The organism is Acinetobacter guillouiae CIP 63.46 (assembly GCF_000368145.1).
Taxonomy (GTDB): Bacteria; Pseudomonadota; Gammaproteobacteria; order Pseudomonadales; family Moraxellaceae; genus Acinetobacter; species Acinetobacter guillouiae.
This window is the reverse complement of sequence record NZ_KB849281.1, coordinates 302,725-322,211: the sequence shown is the minus strand read 5'-3', so window position 1 is coordinate 322,211 and position 19,487 is coordinate 302,725. Positions and strand designations below refer to the sequence as shown.

Here is a 19,487-nt window from a genome sequence, read left to right as displayed (position 1 = left end):
GCAACATGCCTAGAGGTCTAAACAATAAAGTCGCATTAATTACTGGTGCCGCACAGGGCATAGGACGCGGTATTGCTTTACGCTTGGCACAAGAGGGCGTACATATTGCCTTGGTTGATCTTCACCAAGAAAAGTTAACTGCTGTTCAGCAAGAGATTCAAGCATTTGGGGTAAAAGCCACCACATTTATTGCAGATGTTGCCGATCCTGTACAAATCAGCAGTGCGATTGATCATGCAGAATCGACATTAAATGGCTTTGATATCATCATTAATAATGCAGGGATTGCCCAAGTCCAAGCCTTGGCGGAGGTGAGTCCAGATGAATTTAATCGGATTATGAATATCAATGTGGGTGGTGTGCTGTGGGGAATTCAGGCCGCTGCCGATAAATTTAAACAGCGCCAACATGCTGGCAAAATCATCAATGCATGTTCGATTGCTGGGCATGAAGGTTTTGCCTTGCTTGGTGTCTATTCAGCCACTAAATTTGCCGTTCGTGCCTTGACTCAAACCGCAGCAAAAGAATATGCCAGTGCTGGTATCACGGTAAATAGTTACTGTCCTGGTGTAGTTGGTACAGATATGTGGGTCGAGATAGATCAACGTTTTGCTGATATCACAGGTGCACCTGTTGGTGAAACTTATCAGAAATATGTGGATGGAATTGCTTTAGGACGTGCCGAAACCCCAAATGATGTTGCCGCATTGGTTGCTTTTCTAGCCAGTGAGGACGCTGATTATATTACTGGACAGTCAATTTTGACCGATGGCGGAATGGTTTATCGTTAATACTGGAATGAGGAATGCATCAATGAAAGCAGCTCGTTTTTATGATAAAGGGGATATCCGTATTGAGGATATTCCAGAACCACAGGTACAACCAGGAACCGTTGGAATCCAAGTCGCATGGTGTGGTATTTGTGGAACAGATTTACATGAATTTATCGATGGTCCAATTTTTATTCCTCCGTGTGGTCATCCGCACCCGATTTCGGGTGAAGCTGCACCCGTGACTATGGGGCATGAGTTTTCAGGCGTGGTGTACGCTGTAGGGGATGGCGTGGATGATATTCAGGTGGGGCAACATGTTGTGGTTGAGCCTTATATCATTGCAGATGATGTTCCGACTGGACCACATGACAATTATCACTTGTCAAAAAATATGAATTTTATTGGTCTAGGTGGTCGCGGTGGTGGGCTATCTGAAAAAATTGCGGTACAACGCCGTTGGGTACATCCCATTTCTGACCAAATTCCCTTGGATCAAGCCGCATTGATTGAACCTTTATCTGTCGGACATCATGCTTTTGTAAGAAGTGGAGCACAGTCAGGTGATATTGCCTTGGTTGGTGGAGCGGGCCCGATTGGATTGTTATTGTCTGCAATTTTAAAGGCCAAAGGCTTAACTGTCATCATTACCGAGCTCAGTGCAAAACGTAAAGAAAAAGCCTTAGAAGCAGGTGTTGCCGACTATGTGCTAGATCCGTCTCAAGTGGATGTTGTGGCTGAAGTAATGAAAATTACCCAAGACCGTGGGGTGGATGTGGCTTTTGAATGCAGTAGTGTTAATAAGGTCATGGATACACTGGTGGCAGCCATGAAACCGACGGGTGTGGTGGTGATAGTTTCAATCTGGAGTCATCCTGCAACGATTAATGTGCATAGTGTGGTGATGAAAGAGCTGGATATTCGCGGCACGATTGCCTATGTCAATGACCATCAAGAAACCATTCACTTGGTTGAGCAAGGTAAAATTAATTTAGAACCTTTTATTACCCAAAGAATTGCTTTAGATGATTTGGTTTCACAAGGCTTTGAAACCTTGATTCATAACAACGAATCTGCGGTCAAGATTATTGTGCATCCTTAGAAACCATACAACTCGATGAGGCTTGTTATTGGTTGATGAATAGTTTGTGGGAGGCATCACAATCATTGATCAATAACCAATAACAGGCTTTAGATGAAGTGAAATAGAGATCTTGGTTTAAAATCTTTAAATTGAGCAATCCAAGCCAAGAGTTATTCAAGCAAGTCTTGAGGTTTAGCTGCAAAAAAGCTTTTATAGATAAGTTTAAACTTGGGTCTATGCTTGGTTTAGATATACTTAGCCATTACGCAATGATCTTAGCGAATCAGCTGTTAAAGACAGCCTGATTCAATAAAGTTTTATATCTGGTTATTTTAAATCATCTCTTTCATTGATCATGGTTAGTGCCCCAATGATTAATGCCTCCATACTCTGGATAAATTCCGCCTCCATTTCTGCTTCTTCAGCGGCACGTTGGGTGTCTTTAATCGGTTCTTTACCCGCCACAGAATAAATCGTATCTGCAACCGCGATACAGTGAAATGCAATGGTTGCATTTAACCAACCCGCCTGCTTTTCAGAAAGAGAATAAGCCGCCGCAACTTGATGATGATGTTTTTTAATTTTGGTAATCATCGAAGGTGTAGATGCCATGCGACGAATTAAATAGGGGGTAAAGCCGGGGTTGGACTTCACCAGTTCTCGAATTGAATGCATAAATTCAAACAGATATTGTTTTAATGGAATCGGATTTTTTTCTAAAGGTTGCGGTATTTCCCAACGAATAAAAATTTCTTCTGCAATCAAATATTTGAGGTCTTCTAAACTGGCAATATGTTTGTATAACGCCATATGACTGACCCCAAGTGCAGCTGCAACGCCAACAAATGTAAGGTTCAATAAACCGATCTCAATCCCAGCATTCATGATGCGTTCATGGGTGATGGTACGTGGGCGACCGCGAGAAGACGGTTTGCTCAGAGAAGACATATTTATTCCGTAAAAATTAATTTTTTAATGTTGCCATGTGAATGGATGAGGGTCAAATCGTTTACTTTGCTTAATTAGTTTACTACAATGCAACTAAATCTATTGATATTAATTCTCATTATTGTTTGATGGCATATCTAGCGGAGTTTTAGTCAGAATCAACTGACCAAAAGCAGATTGATATGAACGATCAGACACAGGATTTTTACTGTTATGTGTGCAAGTCATGTAAAAGAAGTTCAGGCTCAGTATTCAAATCCATTGAATTTTATATTGCATCCAATTCGGCTCAAGTTAATTCTGGCTTCGGTCATAGCAGCGGTTGGTTCAATGCTCACCTTGGTGCCTTTGATTGCGATTACATGGGTGATCAGTACTATATTTACCGAAGTAACTACACTCGGTGGATCACAACAGGGTGACGATAAAATCCTATGGATGATGTTACTCAGTATCGGGTGTTTGTTGCTCGGCATGCTTTTGTTGACTGTCAGTGAGTTAATCGCGCATTTGGCGGATCATGAAATTACTGGGCAATTGCAAAGCAAGATAACCCAGCATCTGACCCAAGTTCCTCTGGGCTGGTTTACAGGCAGAAGTTCGGGAGAAGTTAAACAAATCATGCAGGATGACATTGGTCTACTGCATAGTTTAACTGCACATTTTTATCCCGCTGTTGGACGTGCATTCGGCACAATTAGTGTTGCTGTAATTTTTCTATTGATGATGGACTGGCGCATGGCAATTTTAGCATTATTGCCATTTTTAGGCTTTGTCATATTTTTACGCAAAGCCATGCGTGCCAGTGGAAATAATATTCAGCAATTTGCCAATCAGCTGGGTCAGATCAATAGTGCCGCTGTTGAATTTATCCATGCGATACCCGTCGTCAAAACCTTTGGCAAAAGTGGTCAGGCTTCACAGGGCTATCAGCAGGCCGTTCATTCATTTGCAGATGCTTTTCGAATATTTACTCGTCCCTTAGTTAAATCTATGGCACATGCCCATGCGATGATTTCACCGATCACCATATTAGGTGTTGTACTGCTGAGTGGAACACTATTGATTTCTTTGGGTTGGCTTAAACCCATAAATTTACTGCCTTTTATGTTGATTACACCAACCATCTGTGCTCCCGTTTTATTGTTACATACCTTATTACATGATCTACAGGCCAGTCAGGCTGCCGCACAGCGAATTTTGGCATTATTGGATACACCAGTATTGCCAATGGCTAAAGGGAATCCACAGTTACAGATTAAAGACAGCAGTATTGATTTTCATCAAGTCAGCTATGGCTATGCAGCGCAGCATCAAGTGCTATCGGATCTTAATTTTTCACTTAAGTCTGGAACCATCACTGCAATTGTCGGTCCATCGGGTGCAGGGAAGTCAACCATTGCTCAGCTGTTGCTACGCTTTTTTGATCCTGTTGCAGGAAAGATCATGCTTGGTGGCGTAGATCTACGCGATATTCAAACCACCACACTTTATCAACAGATCGGATTTGTTTTGCAGGATACCCGTCTCATTCATGCCAGTGTACGTGACAATATTGCTCTCGGACGTCCAAACGCCAACCAACAAGAAATAGAAAATGCAGCAAAGGCTGCAAATATTCATGATCGAATTATGGCGTTGCCACAAGGCTATCAATCTATTGTGGGGAAAGATGCCCAGTTGTCAGGGGGTGAACGTCAAAGGATTAGTATTGCCAGAGCAATTTTACTGGACCCACCGATATTGGTGCTGGACGAGGCCACAGCTGCTGCTGATATTGAAAATGAAATTGCAATTCAGGATGCACTTTCAAAATTTGCCCAAGGTCGAACCCTTTTAGTTATTGCACATCGTTTAGATACCATTATGAATGCTGACCAAATTCTTGTCCTTGATCAAGGAAAAATTGTTGAACAGGGTACCCATGAAGCGTTGTTCGCTCAGCAAGGTTTATATCACCAATTATGGTCCTATACCGAAAAGCATGTTCACACGCAAATGGGAGAAGCATCATGCTAAAAACCTTTTCTCAATTGCTGGGTGATGATGTCACTATTCTTCACCGTTATCTGGCGATGGCAGTTGTATATGCTGTGTTTTGTGGCCTGAGCCTGATCATGTTGGCGTTGATTTTGTCTCAATTGATGCTTGCTAATCTTGATCAAATGGCGCTTTGGCTGATCTTATTATTTTTTGCAATCATCCTGTGTTGGTGTCTTCGCCGTGTAGTGGAGCAAATGGGAATTGCTGTTGGTATTGCTGTTTTAGAAAATGCCCGTTTGCGTTTGGGGCATCATGCCGCAAGTCTACCTGTCGGTTGGTTTACCCAACAAAATACCACTCAATTCAATCATCTTGTCACTCAAGGCATGATGTCGGTTGCGCAATTACCAGCGCACGTTTTTACCCCTGTGATTAGCAGTGTGATCACTCCTTTGGTCATTGTCATCGCATTGTTATGTATACATGGTGTGTTCGGCTTGATTGCATTGGTTGCGCTTCCGTTGATTGTGCTGGTCTTTAGATTGACTAGCCAAATTGCCCGTTTTACAGATGAGCGATACCAACAGAGTTTTGCTGAAACAAGCCAACGTATGGTGGAGTTCGCGCAAGCTCAATCCGTTTTACGTGCTTTTAATGGTGAAGGTCGTAGCACCCGATTTATTCATCAAGCCGTAGACCAGCAACGACATTTCGGTTTAAAGCTTATTTTAATGTCGTCCTTATCGGCGGTATTGAATAGCTGGGCCATTCAAATTGTGTTTGCGGTATTTTTGATTGTTACGGTGTTTTGGCTGAACATCCACAGCGCAAATCAGCTCTTATTGGCAGACATTGTCAACATTACCGTTTCACTGCTCTTAGTTTGTCGATTTATTGACACCTTGCTTGAGGTTGCAAGCTATAGCGAAGTATTGCGTAGTGCAGGCAGTCAACTTGAAGCCATACAACAGATTTTTAACGCCAAAGCATTAGCACAAGTTGAAATTTCTAAAAGCCCGAATGATGCATCGATTGAATTTAAAAATGTTCAATTCCGTTATGCAGAGGATGAGCCTGATGTCTTAAAGGGTGTGGATTTATATATCCCCTCAGGCAGTATGATGGCGCTGATAGGTGCTTCTGGTTCTGGAAAAACCACTTTAGCCAAGCTCGTGGCTCGTTTTTTTGATGTCAATCAAGGGCAAGTGCTGTTAGGTGGGGTGGATGTCAAGCAATTACGCTATGAACAACTGACTACACAGATCAGTCAAATCTTCCAAGACAACTATTTGTTCTCGGGCTCGATTGCTCAGAATATTCGTATGGGTAAAGCCAATGCAACCGATGATCAGGTGATGCAGGCAGTCCAGCAAGCGGGCATCACAGAAATGCTGGCGCGTCTTCCTTATGGTCTTGAAAGTATGGTGGGAGAAGGTGGTGTACGATTATCAGGCGGTGAACGACAACGGATTACCATTGCACGCGCGTTGATTAAAGACGCACCTATTCTTTTGGTGGATGAAGCAACTGCCGCTTTAGATGCAGAAAATCAGGCGATTATTTGTGAATTGCTGAATCGCTTACGGGGTCAAAAAACAATATTGGTGATCGCACATCAACTCTCGACAATTGCCGCTGCAGATCACATTGCGGTATTAGAAAAAGGCCGAGTGATTGAGCAGGGAACACCCGCACAATTACGCTTGTTGCATGGACATTATGCCCGTTATTTAGCGCAGGGGCAGGCAGTTAAAGGATGGCGACTAGGCAAAAATGTACAGGTCGGAGAGCATGCCTAATGCCTGTCGTTTTATTGTTGCTGTTTGGTATGTTGTGCATCGCATCCTTACTACTCGGTGCTCAGCAAATCGCATGGTCAGACTTATTTTCTGCATCGAGTGATGCATGGCTCACCCTTAGTGCAAGTCGGATTCCACGTTTGATCACGATTGTGTTAACGGGTGTGGGCTTGTCAGTGTGTGGCGTGATCTTACAGCATATTGTCCGAAATCGTTTTGTTGAACCGGGTACAACTGGGAGTTTGGATGCCGCCAAGCTTGGAATTTTAGTGTCATTAACCCTTATTCCAGCCGCAAGTGTACTCAGTAAAATGCTGTTTGCGATGCTTTTTTGTTTTCTTGCCAGTCTGATTTATATCGCCATCATTCGCCGTATCCAATTTAGGAATACTGTTTTAGTGCCCGTGATTGGTTTGATGTATGGCGGCATATTGAGTGCATTGGCAGAGTTCTATGCTTATCGCAATAATATTTTGCAGAGCATGCAAGGCTGGCTCATGGGGGACTTTTCAAGAGTCATTCAAGGCCACTATGAAATGATTTATATCATTTTGCCCATCGTGGTACTGAGCTATATTTTTGCTCATCGCTTTACGGTACTGGGGATGGGCGAGGAAATGGCCTCAAGTCTGGGGCTAGGCTATGCAAGGATGGCTGCAATTGGCTTGTTGCTGGTTGCAATCACTGTTGCAGCAACGGTGATTACCGTTGGCGCTATTCCTTTTGTAGGATTGGTGGTTCCCAATCTGGTTGCCTTGATGTATGGCGAAAACTTGGCAAAAACCTTACCCATTGTGGCTTTGGCAGGTGCTTCTTTACTGCTGGTCTGTGACCTTATCGGACGTTCTGTACTTTATCCCTTTGAAGTGCCTATCGGTTTAACTGCTGGTGGTGTCGGTGGGGTTTTATTCCTTATGTTGATTCTGAGGGGGCTTCGATCGTGACAAAGTTGAAGCTATCGATGCTGGTATTCGGCGTAATTATGCTGGCGGTATTGTTTGTCTTTCTAAATGCAGGATTTGATTTTGCTTATGTCATTCCGCAACGACTGGTTCGGCTCGCCACTATCGTGCTTGGCGGAATATGTGTTGCATTTTCTTCGATTATCTTTCAGACCATCGTCGGCAATCGTATTTTAACCCCATCCATCATGGGCTATGAAGCCGTCTATTTGTTATGGCAGGTCATGTTGCTGTTTTTTCTTGGCACTTCTGGATTGTCATGGCTGGGTTTAAATGGAAATTTCTTTGTTTCAATCTTGCTGATGCTGTTTTATTCGTGGGCAATGCACCGTTGGTTGCTGACCCGAGTGCGCAATGATGTTTTTCAACTGCTGTTATTTGGCTTAGTACTCACTATGGTGATTAGTACCGTCACTCAGTTTATCCAGCTCAAAATAAGCCCCGGTGAGTTTTCAGTATTTCAAGGACTCAGCTATGCCTCATTTAATCGTTCTCAACCTGAAACATTAATTTATGCAGTGGTGACGGTTGTTATGGTTCTTGGGTTACTGAGAAAAAAATATGCTGTTTTGGATGTGATGGTGCTCGGTCGTGAACAGGCAATTTCATTGGGGATTGATCATCATCAATACGTCAAATTTTATCTTGCCTTGATTGCGGTCTTGGTTGCAATTTCAACCAGCTTGATTGGCCCTACCGCATTTATGGGGGTGTTTATTGCCAATATTGCTTATGCACTCGCTGGAACACATCAACATAAATTTACCTTAGCCATCGGCTGTGTTGTGGCGATTGCCATATTTATTATCGCTCAGATTTTAGTTGAGCATGTTTTTAATTATAAAACGACAGTCAGTATTTTAGTCAATTTGGTATGTGGTGTGTACTTTCTTGTACTGACAGTTCGTGCCAGAGGTGTTTCATGATTAGGGTGCGTAATATCCATAAATCCTATGGGGGAAAAAGTGTGCTTTCAGATGTCAATATTGAATTTCCTGAAAAGCAGGTGACTTCACTCATTGGTCCAAATGGGGCGGGTAAATCGACTTTATTGATGATGCTGGCAAATTTATCGAGCCCTGATCAAGGTCAAATTTTATTTCAGCAGAAAGATATTACCCAGATCCGAACGGCTGAATATGCCAAATATGTTGCAACCTTACGACAGTCTCCAAGCTTTAACTTACGTATGAGCGTAGAAGAACTGGTGTCTTTTGGGCGGTTCCCTTATAGCGGTGGTGCTTTGACCGCAAACGATCATCAGGTGATTGATGAGGCAATTCAATTTCTAAATTTAGAAGCATTACGTAAAGCCTATATCGATGAATTGAGTGGAGGCCAACGGCAGATGGCTTTTCTGGCGATGACCATTGCTCAGCAGACTGAGGTGCTTTTATTGGACGAGCCTTTAAATAACCTTGATATGAAACATGCTGTTCAGATCATGCATGCATTACGTCGTTTATGTGATGAACAGGGGCGTACCGTGATTCTGGTGATTCATGACATCAATTTTGCAGCGAATTATTCTGACAATATTGTTGCATTGAAGAATGGCAAACTACGTTTTAGTGGTCCAGTCAAACAGGTGATTACTGCGCAACAATTAGATGATCTGTATGAACTTGATTTTGAAATTACCTACAGTGAACAAGGCTGTATGTGCAACTACTTCAACTCAACAGGAGCTTGAATACACATGAAATGGAAAAATAACAGCTGGAATCTGGCACTGAGCATGATAGCCGCAATCAGCTTATCGGGATGTGACAAAAAACCTGCTGCTGATGCGAACCAAGGGGCTCAAAAATTAGCAACCCCGATCATGGTTAAACATGAACTAGGAACCACCAGCATTGCCTATCATCCACAACGTGCTGCGGTATTGGATATGAATGAAGCTGATTTTCTTGATCAACTGAGTATTCCTATTGCGGGTATGCCCAAAGATTATGTACCACATTTTTTGCAAAAGTATAAAGATGATCAAAAGGTTCAAGATCTAGGTGCGATTGTTCAGCCCAATATGGAACGGATTTACACACTCAAACCAGACATCATCTTAATGACGCCACTGCAAGCAAATCAGTATCAAGCGTTGAGTAAAATTGCACCGACTGTGCACTATGACATCAATTTCAATAACAGTCAGCAGCATCACATTGAGGCGATTAAAGCGCATTTGATCACTTTAGGCCAGATCTTTAATCAACAGCAATTGGCGACGCAAAAAGTAGATGCATTGGATGCCAAAGTAGCAGAAGTACGAAAAATAACTGCAAATCGTCCTGAAAAAGCTTTGGTGGTCTTACATAACAATGGTGCCTTTAGCAACTTTGGGGTTCAGTCACGTTATGGCTTTGTATTTAATGCATTCGGGGTAAAACCAGCCAGTACAGTGGTAGATACAAGTTTGCATGGTCAACCGATTTCTAGTGAATTTATCAAACAGGCTGATCCCGATATTTTGTATATCGTCGATCGTACAGCCGTCATGGAACATCGTCCGACGATTGATGCTGAGCGGATGAGTAATCCTTTATTACGCCAAACCAAAGCATGGAAAAATGGCAAAGTGGTTTTTGTTGATGCAGATGCTTGGTACATCACTGCGGCAAGCCCAACCTCCATGCATATTTTAATTGATGATGTCATCAAGGGGTATCAGCTATGAATTAGGTCTTTACACGATAAATTTATAGCCAGATAAGCTCTAGCCAAAACACCCATACCGTGAACAAGTGACTACAGCATACTTTTCAATAAAAAAGTGTGATAGGGAAACTTGTGCTTAAAAAATGAAAGGAAATTTGTATATGAAATATGGTCGACTACTTTTTCAGCACGCTTTGAAACCACAGTGCCGAGATTTAAGCCCGCAATTTAAACTGAAAAACTTGATTTCTGCTCAAATGTTGTTGGGTTTCGGATTAACTTTGGTGATTCCGATCTCAACAATTCATGCGCAAACACCTGATCTGCCATCATCAGAGCGCGAGGAATTACAAAATTTACCCACCATCCATGTACAAGCTGTGAATGAAAAAAACAGTGTTTTAGCGGGGCAGATTTCTTCGCAGAATAAGTTAGGTTTTTTAGGTGAAAAAGGCTTCTTAGAAACGCCATTTAATAGCATTGGCTATACAGACCAATATATTGAAAATCAACAGGCAAAAGATATTACCGATGTCATTGCTAAAACCGACCCATCGGTATTTACCAATGGTGCCAGTGGCGGATGGAGTGAAAACTACTATATTCGTGGCTTTGCTTCGAGTACAAGTGATATGTCAATGAATGGTATGTTTGGCATCACACCTTTTTATCGAACCTCTCCTGAAATGTTTGAACGAATTGAGGTACTCAAAGGACCTACAGCATTACTCAATGGTATGCCGCCAGCAGGATCGGTGGGGGGCATGGTCAATTTAGTCAGCAAGCGTGCAGGCGATGATCCACTGAAGCGTTTTAGCGCGACCTATATGTCTGATTCACAGTTTGGTGGTCATCTCGATATCGGCAGACGTTTCGGTCAAAATAAAGATTTTGGTGTACGTTTAAATACAGTATATCGTGATGGAACAGGGGCAATTAAAGACCAAGATAAAAAAACAGCCTTAGTTTCTTTAGGTCTGGATTGGCGTGGTGAACGTGCACGTATTTCAGCAGATCTCTATACAGCTGAGGATCGAGTAGATGGTGTCAACCGTGGGATTAATTTACTCTCAGGGGTTGCGATTCCTAAACCACCAAAACCAGACACACTATTAAATCCAGACTGGTCTTTTGTTGAAACCAAAGATAAGGGCGCTATGCTTCGTGGCGAATATGACTTGAGTGATCGAGTTATGGCATATGCCGCTTATGGACAAAGTAAAACCGATTATAAATATAATGGTGCCATGTCAGCGACCGTGCTCGACAGTCAAGGCAGGCTCGAAACCAAGATTGGTCAGTTGGCTTTTGATCTTGAAAAGAAATCAGCTGATCTGGGCATAAAAGGAAAATTTGATACAGGATCTATTGGTCACCAATGGGTTGTCAATGCAACGTATTACCAACATGATCAAAATGACTATGGGGTAAGAAACGTGGCTGGGGCTGAATGGATCACCAATCTTTATCATCCAGTTTGGGGAAATCCAGTTCGCTTTAATGCGCCACATATTTCTAAAACAGCATCTCGTTTAAACAGTTATGGGATTGCGGACACCTTATCTTTTGCTCAAGATCAAGTCCAATTGACCTTGGGTGTACGACAACAGAATGTGCTGAGTGAAGCTTTTAATATTGTTACAGGCAGTCGAACATCACGTTATGATGAAAGTGCCACCACACCTGGGGCTGCGATATTGTTTAAAGCCACAGCGCATATTTCCTTATATGCAAACTATATAGAAGGCTTAAGCCAAGGCTCAACCGCACCGTATACTGCGGCAAATGCGGGTGAAGTTTTTGCGCCTTTTAAAACAAAGCAAAAAGAGCTTGGGATTAAAATGGATTTAGGGAAATTCTCAAACACTTTGAGTCTGTTTGAAATTGAAAAACCAAGTAGCTATACCGATCCCGTCAGCAATATTTTTACTGCTGATGGCGAGCAGCGCAATAGAGGAGTTGAATGGAGCTTCTTTGGAGCACCTATTGCGAATCTTCGTGTAATCGGTGGTGTTGCCTATATTGATCCTGAATTAACCAAAACTGCAGGTGGTAAAAATCAAGGCAATACTGCGACTGGGGTTGCAAAGCAACAGGCGAAATTAGGCATGGAGTGGGATATTTCGATGTTGCAGGGATTAACCTTGACTGGAAATGCCACAGCAGTTTCAAAGCAATATATCAATCAGGAAAATACACTACATGCTTCTGGACGAACACTGTTTGATGTTGGGGCGAGATATAAAACCAATGTTTCAAGTTTTCCACTGAGCTTAGCTGCGAGTATCAATAACGTGACCAATAAGGCGTATTGGGGCATGCCACAATTGTCCAGTTTAGCCTTAGGTGCGCCTCGAACTTATATGCTGTCGGCTTCTATCGATTTTTAATTTAAGCGATACAGCACTATATTTTTATATGGTGCTGTATGTTGATTCAATGAGGCGCTTTAAATCATATAAATCTGTTTAATCAAAAATAAAGCGGATGGGGGTGTTGTCTCAAGGCAGGCTTGCTTAAAGCGCTGTTGATAAACCAACACTAAATCTAAAACAAGTGATGAAATCTAAACATTTATTAAAATTATATTTTGCATAAGGCATTGAAAATTATAAAAATAAATATTGGCATAAAAGCTGCTCAATACAAGTGATATGAAATTGGAAGTATCTTAAGGAATACCTATGTCACTTGTCATCGATAAAAAAGAAAATTCTAAAGAATTTGTAAAAAGTACTTTATCTGAAATTTGGGTCACACGATGTCCAGTACCCACTGCAACAGGAATCTCATTAAAGCGCGGCACCTTAGTCGAAAAATTTGAGCGACATGGTATTGATGTTGCGGTATTGCAAGATGCGCGTAAAGGCTTGTCTGTGCATCATTTTGATCATCAGCTTCCGGCTTTATTCCGTGAGGGTGGCAATGTACCTGCTTTGGCTGCACGTTCAGAAGGTGCCCCAAGTCGTCTGATTGGATTAACTTGGATTGATGAATGGCAAGTGATTATTGTTCGACCTGATTCAGCAATTCGTCAACCTGAAGACTTAAAAAATGCCAAAGTGGCTTTACCTGAATATGCCGATAAACGTGCAGGCAGTATTTTTAGAGCCATGTCATTGCAAGGTATTCGAGGGGCTTTACAACTTGCAAATTTAAGTTTTCGTGATGTTGATTTTATTGAAGTTCCTGAGCGAGCTGAATCGAAACAAGATCGTGATGCCAGTGCCTATTGGTCAGGCCTTGATGCCTTGATTACAGGTGAGGTCGATGCCGTATATGTCAAAGGGGCATCGGCTGTTGAGGCAGCCACCAAACGTGGTTTAAAAGTCGGTATCGATTTAGATCAATTTGCAGATGTGACTTCGCGTGTGAACAACGGGACACCTCGTCCTATCACGGTACATGAAGATTTATTGGAACATCACTTTGATGTCGTCGTAGATTTTCTGGAAGAGCTTTTTGATACCGCAGACTGGGCAGAAGATCATTTAGATGAAGTGCTGGTTATTCTACAAGATGAAACCATTGCGGGTGCTGAAAGTGTGGCTACAGCGTATCGTAATAATTTCCATAAATCTTTACATCCTTCATTAAGTGAAGAACGCCTTGAGCTTTTAAAACAACAAAAAGATTTTCTTTGGTTACATGGCTTCCTTGAAAAAGACGTAGATCTTGATACATGGGTCGATCATCGCCCATTACTCGAAGTTTTAAAGCGTCGCCAAAATAAACAACGTTAAAACAGGATATTTATCATGACTACACTGATTCAATCGCCACTTTCGCCTGAGCTCAATGATTTTATTGAACGCAACCGTGAAAAAGCTGAATTTGCATTTGAGGTGTTCCGTGAGACGGGCACAATCACTGCCAATGGCACGGTCAATTTTGTTGAACGCGCCCCTGAGAATACCTTGGTGACCTTTAACTATGCAGGTCCTTGGTCACGAGATAAAAAAAGCAAAGTACTGGTAGAAAAACTTGATGGTGAAGTTTTATTGGGACGAAAAGGTGCTGGTGGCCGTTATAACAAACTGTTTCGTGAACATGCAGATGTCACCACAATCTCTCATGTACATGCACCGAATTTAGGTGCTTGGGCCCAAACACACCGAACCCTACCGATTCGATATGTGCCTGTTCAGCGTTTTCATTTATTTAATGAATTACCGATTTATATCGATCGCCGTCAGGCAGAAGTCGATTTCATTTTAGATCAACTCAAGATTGATATTGAGCATCGGGCTATTTTGGAAGCCAATGGCGGTGCCACAGTTTGGGGGCGTCAAGGTCTACAGGAAACTGCTGAATTTATTTTATTGCTTGAAGAAGGTGCTCAAATTCAACTGTTAGCAGAACTGGTTGGAGGAAGTCGTGAATATGGGCAAGGGGTGTTACAGCAACAGTGGAAAATGAGCGGATTGACTGAAAAAGCAAAATCACTGGGATTACTTCCACTCCATTAGAAACATGATTTAAAACAAATATAGAGAATATTATGGCTGTAAAACTTTTGTGGTATCTCACCTCTCCTGATGGTCCCTATCCTTGGTTGGAGTCGGGACGCTGGGATACCGATTATGAACATTTGCAACAAATTGCAATTACCGCAGATCGTCTGGGGTTTTACGGTTCGCTCATGGGTACAAGTGAGTATGAAACACTGGCGGTTGCTGCGAGTTTAATTCCTTTTACTGAACGCCTGAAGTTTTTGGTTGCACAGCATCCAGGTGAAGTTCAACCCGCAGTTTTAGCCAAATATGCACAAACTTTTGATGCATTCTCTCAGGGACGTTTGTTGTTTAATGTGGTCAATGGCAATGATCAGGGACTTGCCGCTTTGGGTATTCATTATTCACATGATGAACGCTATGACTTTAGTAAAGAATACTGGAGCACATTTCAACAGAATTATTTAGGCGATAAATCTGGTTTTCAGGGTGAGTTTATTCAAGTGGCTCCACGTCAAGAGGGTGCTTCACCGATGTCAAAATGGCATGGGGCAACCCAAAAACAAGGCGTACCGCTGTGGGGAGCTGGCACATCAGCGAAAGGGGTACAACATTCAGTGGAATTGCTGGATGTGTATTTAAGCTTTGCCAACACACCGCCGCTGCTGGGAGAAAAATTCAGTAAGGTTGCAAAAGAAGCCGCTAAAGTTGGGCGAACTTTGCAGTATGGAACTCGCTTACAAATTATTGTTCGTGAAACCGAAGAAGAAGCGTGGCAATACGCGCAGTCTCTACTCGATAAAATTGATGTGAATTATGCGATTGAAGCAGTAAAACGTCAGCTTCCACCCAATGAAACTTTCGAAAGCTATCAAAGTAATAACCCGATTGTTCAAAAAAATTTAGAACGTTTACGTCAGGGGATATTACCTCAAGCTAAAGATTTTGAAATTTATCCAAATATTTGGACAGGGCCATCACTGTTTGGCTTTGATATCTTAAATCCCGCTGCGGGGACCGCATTGGTCGGGAGCGCTGAAAATATTGCTCAACGTATCCAAGAATATGAAAGCTACGGTACATCTGCATTTATTTTGTCGGGTTTTCCTTTAATCACTGAAGTTTACCGTGTTGCAGACTTGTTGTTTCCTTTACTTGAGCTCGATCATGGTTTTGAGTTACCGAAGTTAAAAAATCGCTCCTCTGTAGATTCTCTGTTGAATCAAGAAACTGTGGTTTAAAAGGAGAATCCTATGAGTAAAATTACGCGCAGAGCATTAATTAAAAATACTGGTTTAGGTCTAGGTACGATTGCAGCAGCAAGCCTAATCGGGTGTTCTCGTTCCGATTCCTCAGCATCCAATGAAGCTGCTGCACATACAAGCCAGCATACCACACCACAAAAAGGTGGAGTGATCAAAATTGGGGTGATTAATGGTAATCAAGCTGGAAATTTAGATGCCCATAAGCCGATTGGAATGTCGAGTGCCTTTAGAGGTTGGCCGTTATATGCCAAATTATGGGAGTGGGGGCGAGATATTCAACCTAAATTGGCGCTTGCTGAATTTGCAGAACCCAATGAGGATGGCACTAAATGGACAATTCGATTAAAGAAAGGGCTTGAGTTTCATCATGGTAAAACCATTACAGCCGATGATGTCATTTTCTCTTTACGTCGTTTGACCGATCCTAAACTGGCGTCTCCCTTTGCTGCTTATCTGTATTCATTACAGCGCGATGCGATTAAAAAGCGTGATGATTACACCGTTGAAATTCCATTTGCTCAAGGCAAAGGCTTAGTAGCCCTACCTGAAGCATGGATGAGTTGGGGCGGTATTGTTCCAACAGATTATGACCCAATCAAGAATGTCGTCGGAGCAGGCCCGTTTAAGCTGGAAAGTTTTACCCCAGGTCAACGTTCCCGTTTCGTACGTTTTGAAAATTATTGGAAAGACAATCAGCCTTATGCAGATGCCATTGAAATTATAGATTTTAAAGACCAAACCGGGCGTCTTGCTGCTTTGCAATCAGGGCAAATTGATATTGCATCGGGTATTAGTGCCGAGCATTTATCTTTGATTCAAGCCAATAAACGACTGAATGTTGTTTCATCTGAAACAGATGCTTGGCAATCCTTTGACATGAATACCACTAAAGCACCGTTTAATGATCCTCGTGTCAGACAAGCATTTCGTTTGATTGCCAATCGGGATGATTTAGTGAAACGGGCATTGGCGGGACAAGGGCGAATTGCCAATGATCTGTATTCATTTAGTGATCCTGTTTATAACCATGAAATTCCACAGCGTAAGCAAGATTTAGCCAAAGCTAAAACACTATTAAAAGCCGCTGGTTTTGATCAAAACTTAAAAGTTGATTTATATACAGGACCAGATAGCAATGCCGCCTTGGTGTTTGCGCAACATGCAGCGCAAGCTGGCGTGATCGTAAACGTTAAACAAGTTGAAGCTGCAACATTTGCAGATGCAGTCAAACAAGATTGGGCATTGAGTACAGGTTCAAATGTTTCTCGTCCATTTTTATTGACGGTATTGCAGATTGATGGACCCGGTGCAGCCAATAACAAAACCCGTTTTAATCAAGCCCGTTTTACTGAGCTGGTGCATCACGCATTGCAACAGCCTGATCTGGAAAAACGCAAAGTTCTGGTGCATGAGGCACAGCAAATTCAGCATGAACAAGGTGGCTTACTGATTTGGGGTTTTAACAATGTTTTAGATGCACATTCTCATCAGATTGGTGGTGTAACACCTGATCGAACTGGTTTTGCAGCATGGCGAACTGATGAGTTTTGGCGTAAAGGGGAGTGATGATGACGACTCAAGCCAGCAAAATTGAAAGCTCGATTCAACATCCAGCTATCGCCAAGTCGTTTGAATTTCCTGCATGGTTACCTTGGTTTTTGATCCGTATCGTGTCAGGAATTTTGGTGATTTTTGTGATTAGTTTAATTGTATTTATCGCGACTCAAGCGCTTCCATCTGACCCTGCGCGGGTCATTTTAGGGCCAGAAGCACCAGAAGCTACGGTTCAAATACTGCGTGAACAATTGGGGCTGACTCAACCGATATTGGTGCAATACTGGAATTGGCTGACTCAATTATTACAAGGTAATTTTGGACGCTCAATTGATTCTAATGTACCTGTGTTACAGATTATTCAAAACTATTTTGGTAATACGCTTGCTTTGAGTAGCTTGGTGGTGGCAATCACTGTACCGATTTCAGTTTTACTTGGGGTTTGGTTATCGCTACGTCGTGATAGCAAACTAGACCGAATCATTGTATCTAGCTCGATTGTTTTTAAGGCAGTGCCCGGATTTGTCATTGCTATTTGGCTAATGATGTTGTTTTCAACTTCGATCTTGCATGTATTACCCGCTGCATCATTGCTGATTCCTGGGCAGTCTCCGTTTAGCCAGTTAGAGTTTTTAATTTTACCCATTTTAACGTTAGCTTTATCGCTTATTCCTTATCTCATGCGTCTTGTGCGAGGCTCAATGATCGATGCCTTAGAGTCTGATTATGTCACTTCAGCACGATTACGCGGTATTCCAGAGCGTCGCATTATCTGGAAGCATGTTTTGCCTAATGCTTTAGTGCCCGTGGTACAAGGCACGGCATTGACCATACGGGTTTTACTCAGTGGGGCTTTAATTATCGAGGTTGTATTTAGTTATCCCGGAATTGGCAATGCATTGAATGCAGCAATTGAAATGCGGGATATTCCTACCATTCAAGCGATTGTTTTATTGCTGACCATCTGTGTGGTGGTGGTCAATTTAATTGCAGACTTAATGACCACTTTACTCACACCGAAAATACGCACTGCAAAAAAACATAAAGCCCGTTCACCTGGTTTACGTCAGGCATTGCGTTTATGGAAGTCTGGCCGACCGATTACGGTAAAGCCTGTCGATCGCCGTAATGCCTTGAAGAATATCAATTCAGGAGAGGGGAAATGAGTACACTTCATTGGTATCAACGTAAGTTTTTTAAAGCCTTGATTTCTGAGCGACAAGTCCGTTTTGGTTTTGTGGTGACAAGCTTAGTTTTGATATTTGCGCTTATTGGCCCAGTGCTGGTTCCTTTTGAACCAACTGCATTAGTGGGTATGACCTATGGTGCGCCTGAAGCACAGGCTTTTCTTGGCTATGACTATATTGGGCATGATGTTTGGTCCCGTGTATTAGCGGGTGGTGCTTCAATTATTTGGATGACCCTCGCTGCCAGTCTGGTGGCTTTAATTATTGGTTCCAGTTTAGGCATATTGGCTGCTTTTGCACGAGATAAAGTTGACCAGTTTGTGACTTGGCTTACCGATGTTTTTATGGCATTTCCTGATCTGATTTTAGTGCTATTAATCGTTTCGATGTTAGGGCGTGAGCCATGGCTGATTGTGCTCACTGTTTCGATTGCTTTTATTCCTGGGGTAGTACGTCTTGCACGAAGTGTTGCGCTAAATTTGGTTGAGCAAGAGTATGTAGAGGCCGCCAAAATTTTAGGTTATTCGAAAAGCTATATTTTATTCCGTGAAATCCTACCCAATATGCTGACACCCTTATTAATTCATCTTGGGGTGATGTTGACGTGGGCTGTTGGCATGTTATCTGGTCTGGCTTTTCTTGGTTATGGTATCGCACCTCCTGCAGCCGATTGGGGGCTGATGATTAATGAAAATCGTGCTGGGTTATTGGTTCAACCGTGGGCAGTATTTGCACCGGTGATTTTAATTGCTTTGTTTGCGCTGGGAACCAATGTGTTGGCTGAAGGTGTAGGGCGTGCCGCAGCGCGGATTGAGGAAAAGTAACC

General features: G+C 42.4%; 16 protein-coding genes. 15 read left to right on the top strand and 1 reads right to left on the bottom strand.

Going from position 1 to position 19,487, the window contains the following annotated elements; all coding sequences use genetic code 11:
* The first annotated feature begins 5 nt into the window (after positions 1-5).
* Positions 6-791, top strand: coding sequence for an acetoin reductase (locus tag F981_RS01470; protein WP_004717552.1), 786 nt, complete (start codon positions 6-8; stop codon positions 789-791).
* 22 nt (positions 792-813) lie between these two features.
* Entirely contained in the window at positions 814-1,872 is a 1,059-nt protein-coding gene (locus F981_RS01465) for a 2,3-butanediol dehydrogenase (protein WP_004717550.1), read from the top strand.
* 309 nt (positions 1,873-2,181) lie between these two features.
* Here the strand turns inward: F981_RS01465 and F981_RS01460 are convergent, their stop codons facing one another.
* Positions 2,182-2,802, bottom strand: coding sequence for a TetR/AcrR family transcriptional regulator (locus F981_RS01460; RefSeq protein ID WP_004717549.1), 621 nt, complete (start codon positions 2,800-2,802; stop codon positions 2,182-2,184).
* 213 nt (positions 2,803-3,015) lie between these two features.
* Here F981_RS01460 and F981_RS01455 point away from each other — a divergent pair, with 213 nt between their 5' ends.
* The 13 genes from F981_RS01455 to F981_RS01395 all read left to right on the top strand — a co-directional run bounded on the left by F981_RS01455 (position 3,016) and on the right by F981_RS01395 (position 19,485).
* Positions 3,016-4,821: an ABC transporter ATP-binding protein gene (locus F981_RS01455; protein ID WP_004717546.1), complete on the top strand. Its 1,806-nt coding sequence runs from the start codon at positions 3,016-3,018 to the stop codon at positions 4,819-4,821.
* A complete protein-coding gene (locus F981_RS01450) occupies positions 4,815-6,584 on the top strand; it encodes an ABC transporter ATP-binding protein (protein ID WP_004717544.1) in 1,770 nt (589 codons plus the stop codon). The genes F981_RS01455 and F981_RS01450 overlap by 7 nt, the downstream gene beginning before the upstream one ends.
* Entirely contained in the window at positions 6,584-7,528 is a 945-nt protein-coding gene (locus tag F981_RS01445; protein WP_004717542.1) for an ABC transporter permease, read from the top strand. Before F981_RS01450 ends, F981_RS01445 begins: the two co-directional genes overlap by 1 nt.
* A 17-nt stretch (positions 7,529-7,545) precedes the next feature.
* Complete coding sequence (locus tag F981_RS01440) at positions 7,546-8,472, top strand: iron chelate uptake ABC transporter family permease subunit (protein WP_035371991.1); 927 nt, start codon at positions 7,546-7,548, stop codon at positions 8,470-8,472.
* Positions 8,469-9,239 (top strand): iron ABC transporter ATP-binding protein, encoded by a 771-nt coding sequence (locus F981_RS01435; RefSeq protein ID WP_004717538.1) that lies wholly within the window; start codon positions 8,469-8,471, stop codon positions 9,237-9,239. Before F981_RS01440 ends, F981_RS01435 begins: the two co-directional genes overlap by 4 nt.
* A gap of 6 nt (positions 9,240-9,245) precedes the next feature.
* Positions 9,246-10,220 carry a siderophore ABC transporter substrate-binding protein gene (locus F981_RS01430; protein WP_004717537.1) on the top strand — a complete coding sequence of 325 codons (975 nt, stop codon included), beginning with the start codon at positions 9,246-9,248 and terminating at the stop codon, positions 10,218-10,220.
* A gap of 142 nt (positions 10,221-10,362) precedes the next feature.
* On the top strand, positions 10,363-12,591 hold the full coding sequence (locus F981_RS01425; RefSeq protein WP_004717534.1) for a TonB-dependent receptor: 2,229 nt from the start codon (positions 10,363-10,365) through the stop codon (positions 12,589-12,591).
* A gap of 294 nt (positions 12,592-12,885) precedes the next feature.
* Entirely contained in the window at positions 12,886-13,944 is a 1,059-nt protein-coding gene (locus tag F981_RS01420; protein ID WP_004717532.1) for an ABC transporter substrate-binding protein, read from the top strand.
* 15 nt (positions 13,945-13,959) lie between these two features.
* Positions 13,960-14,670: a class II aldolase/adducin family protein gene (locus F981_RS01415; protein WP_004717530.1), complete on the top strand. Its 711-nt coding sequence runs from the start codon at positions 13,960-13,962 to the stop codon at positions 14,668-14,670.
* 32 nt (positions 14,671-14,702) lie between these two features.
* Positions 14,703-15,896, top strand: a complete 1,194-nt coding sequence (locus F981_RS01410; protein ID WP_004717527.1) for an LLM class flavin-dependent oxidoreductase — start codon at positions 14,703-14,705, stop codon at positions 15,894-15,896.
* A 12-nt stretch (positions 15,897-15,908) separates the two neighbouring features.
* Positions 15,909-17,486 (top strand): ABC transporter substrate-binding protein, encoded by a 1,578-nt coding sequence (locus F981_RS01405; protein WP_004717524.1) that lies wholly within the window; start codon positions 15,909-15,911, stop codon positions 17,484-17,486.
* A gap of 2 nt (positions 17,487-17,488) precedes the next feature.
* Positions 17,489-18,640, top strand: coding sequence for an ABC transporter permease (locus F981_RS01400; protein WP_004717523.1), 1,152 nt, complete (start codon positions 17,489-17,491; stop codon positions 18,638-18,640).
* The gene (locus F981_RS01395; RefSeq protein ID WP_004717521.1) at positions 18,637-19,485 is read left to right on the top strand and encodes an ABC transporter permease; all 849 of its coding nucleotides are present in this window, start codon (positions 18,637-18,639) and stop codon (positions 19,483-19,485) included. The genes F981_RS01400 and F981_RS01395 overlap by 4 nt, the downstream gene beginning before the upstream one ends.
* Positions 19,486-19,487: the final 2 nt, after the last annotated feature.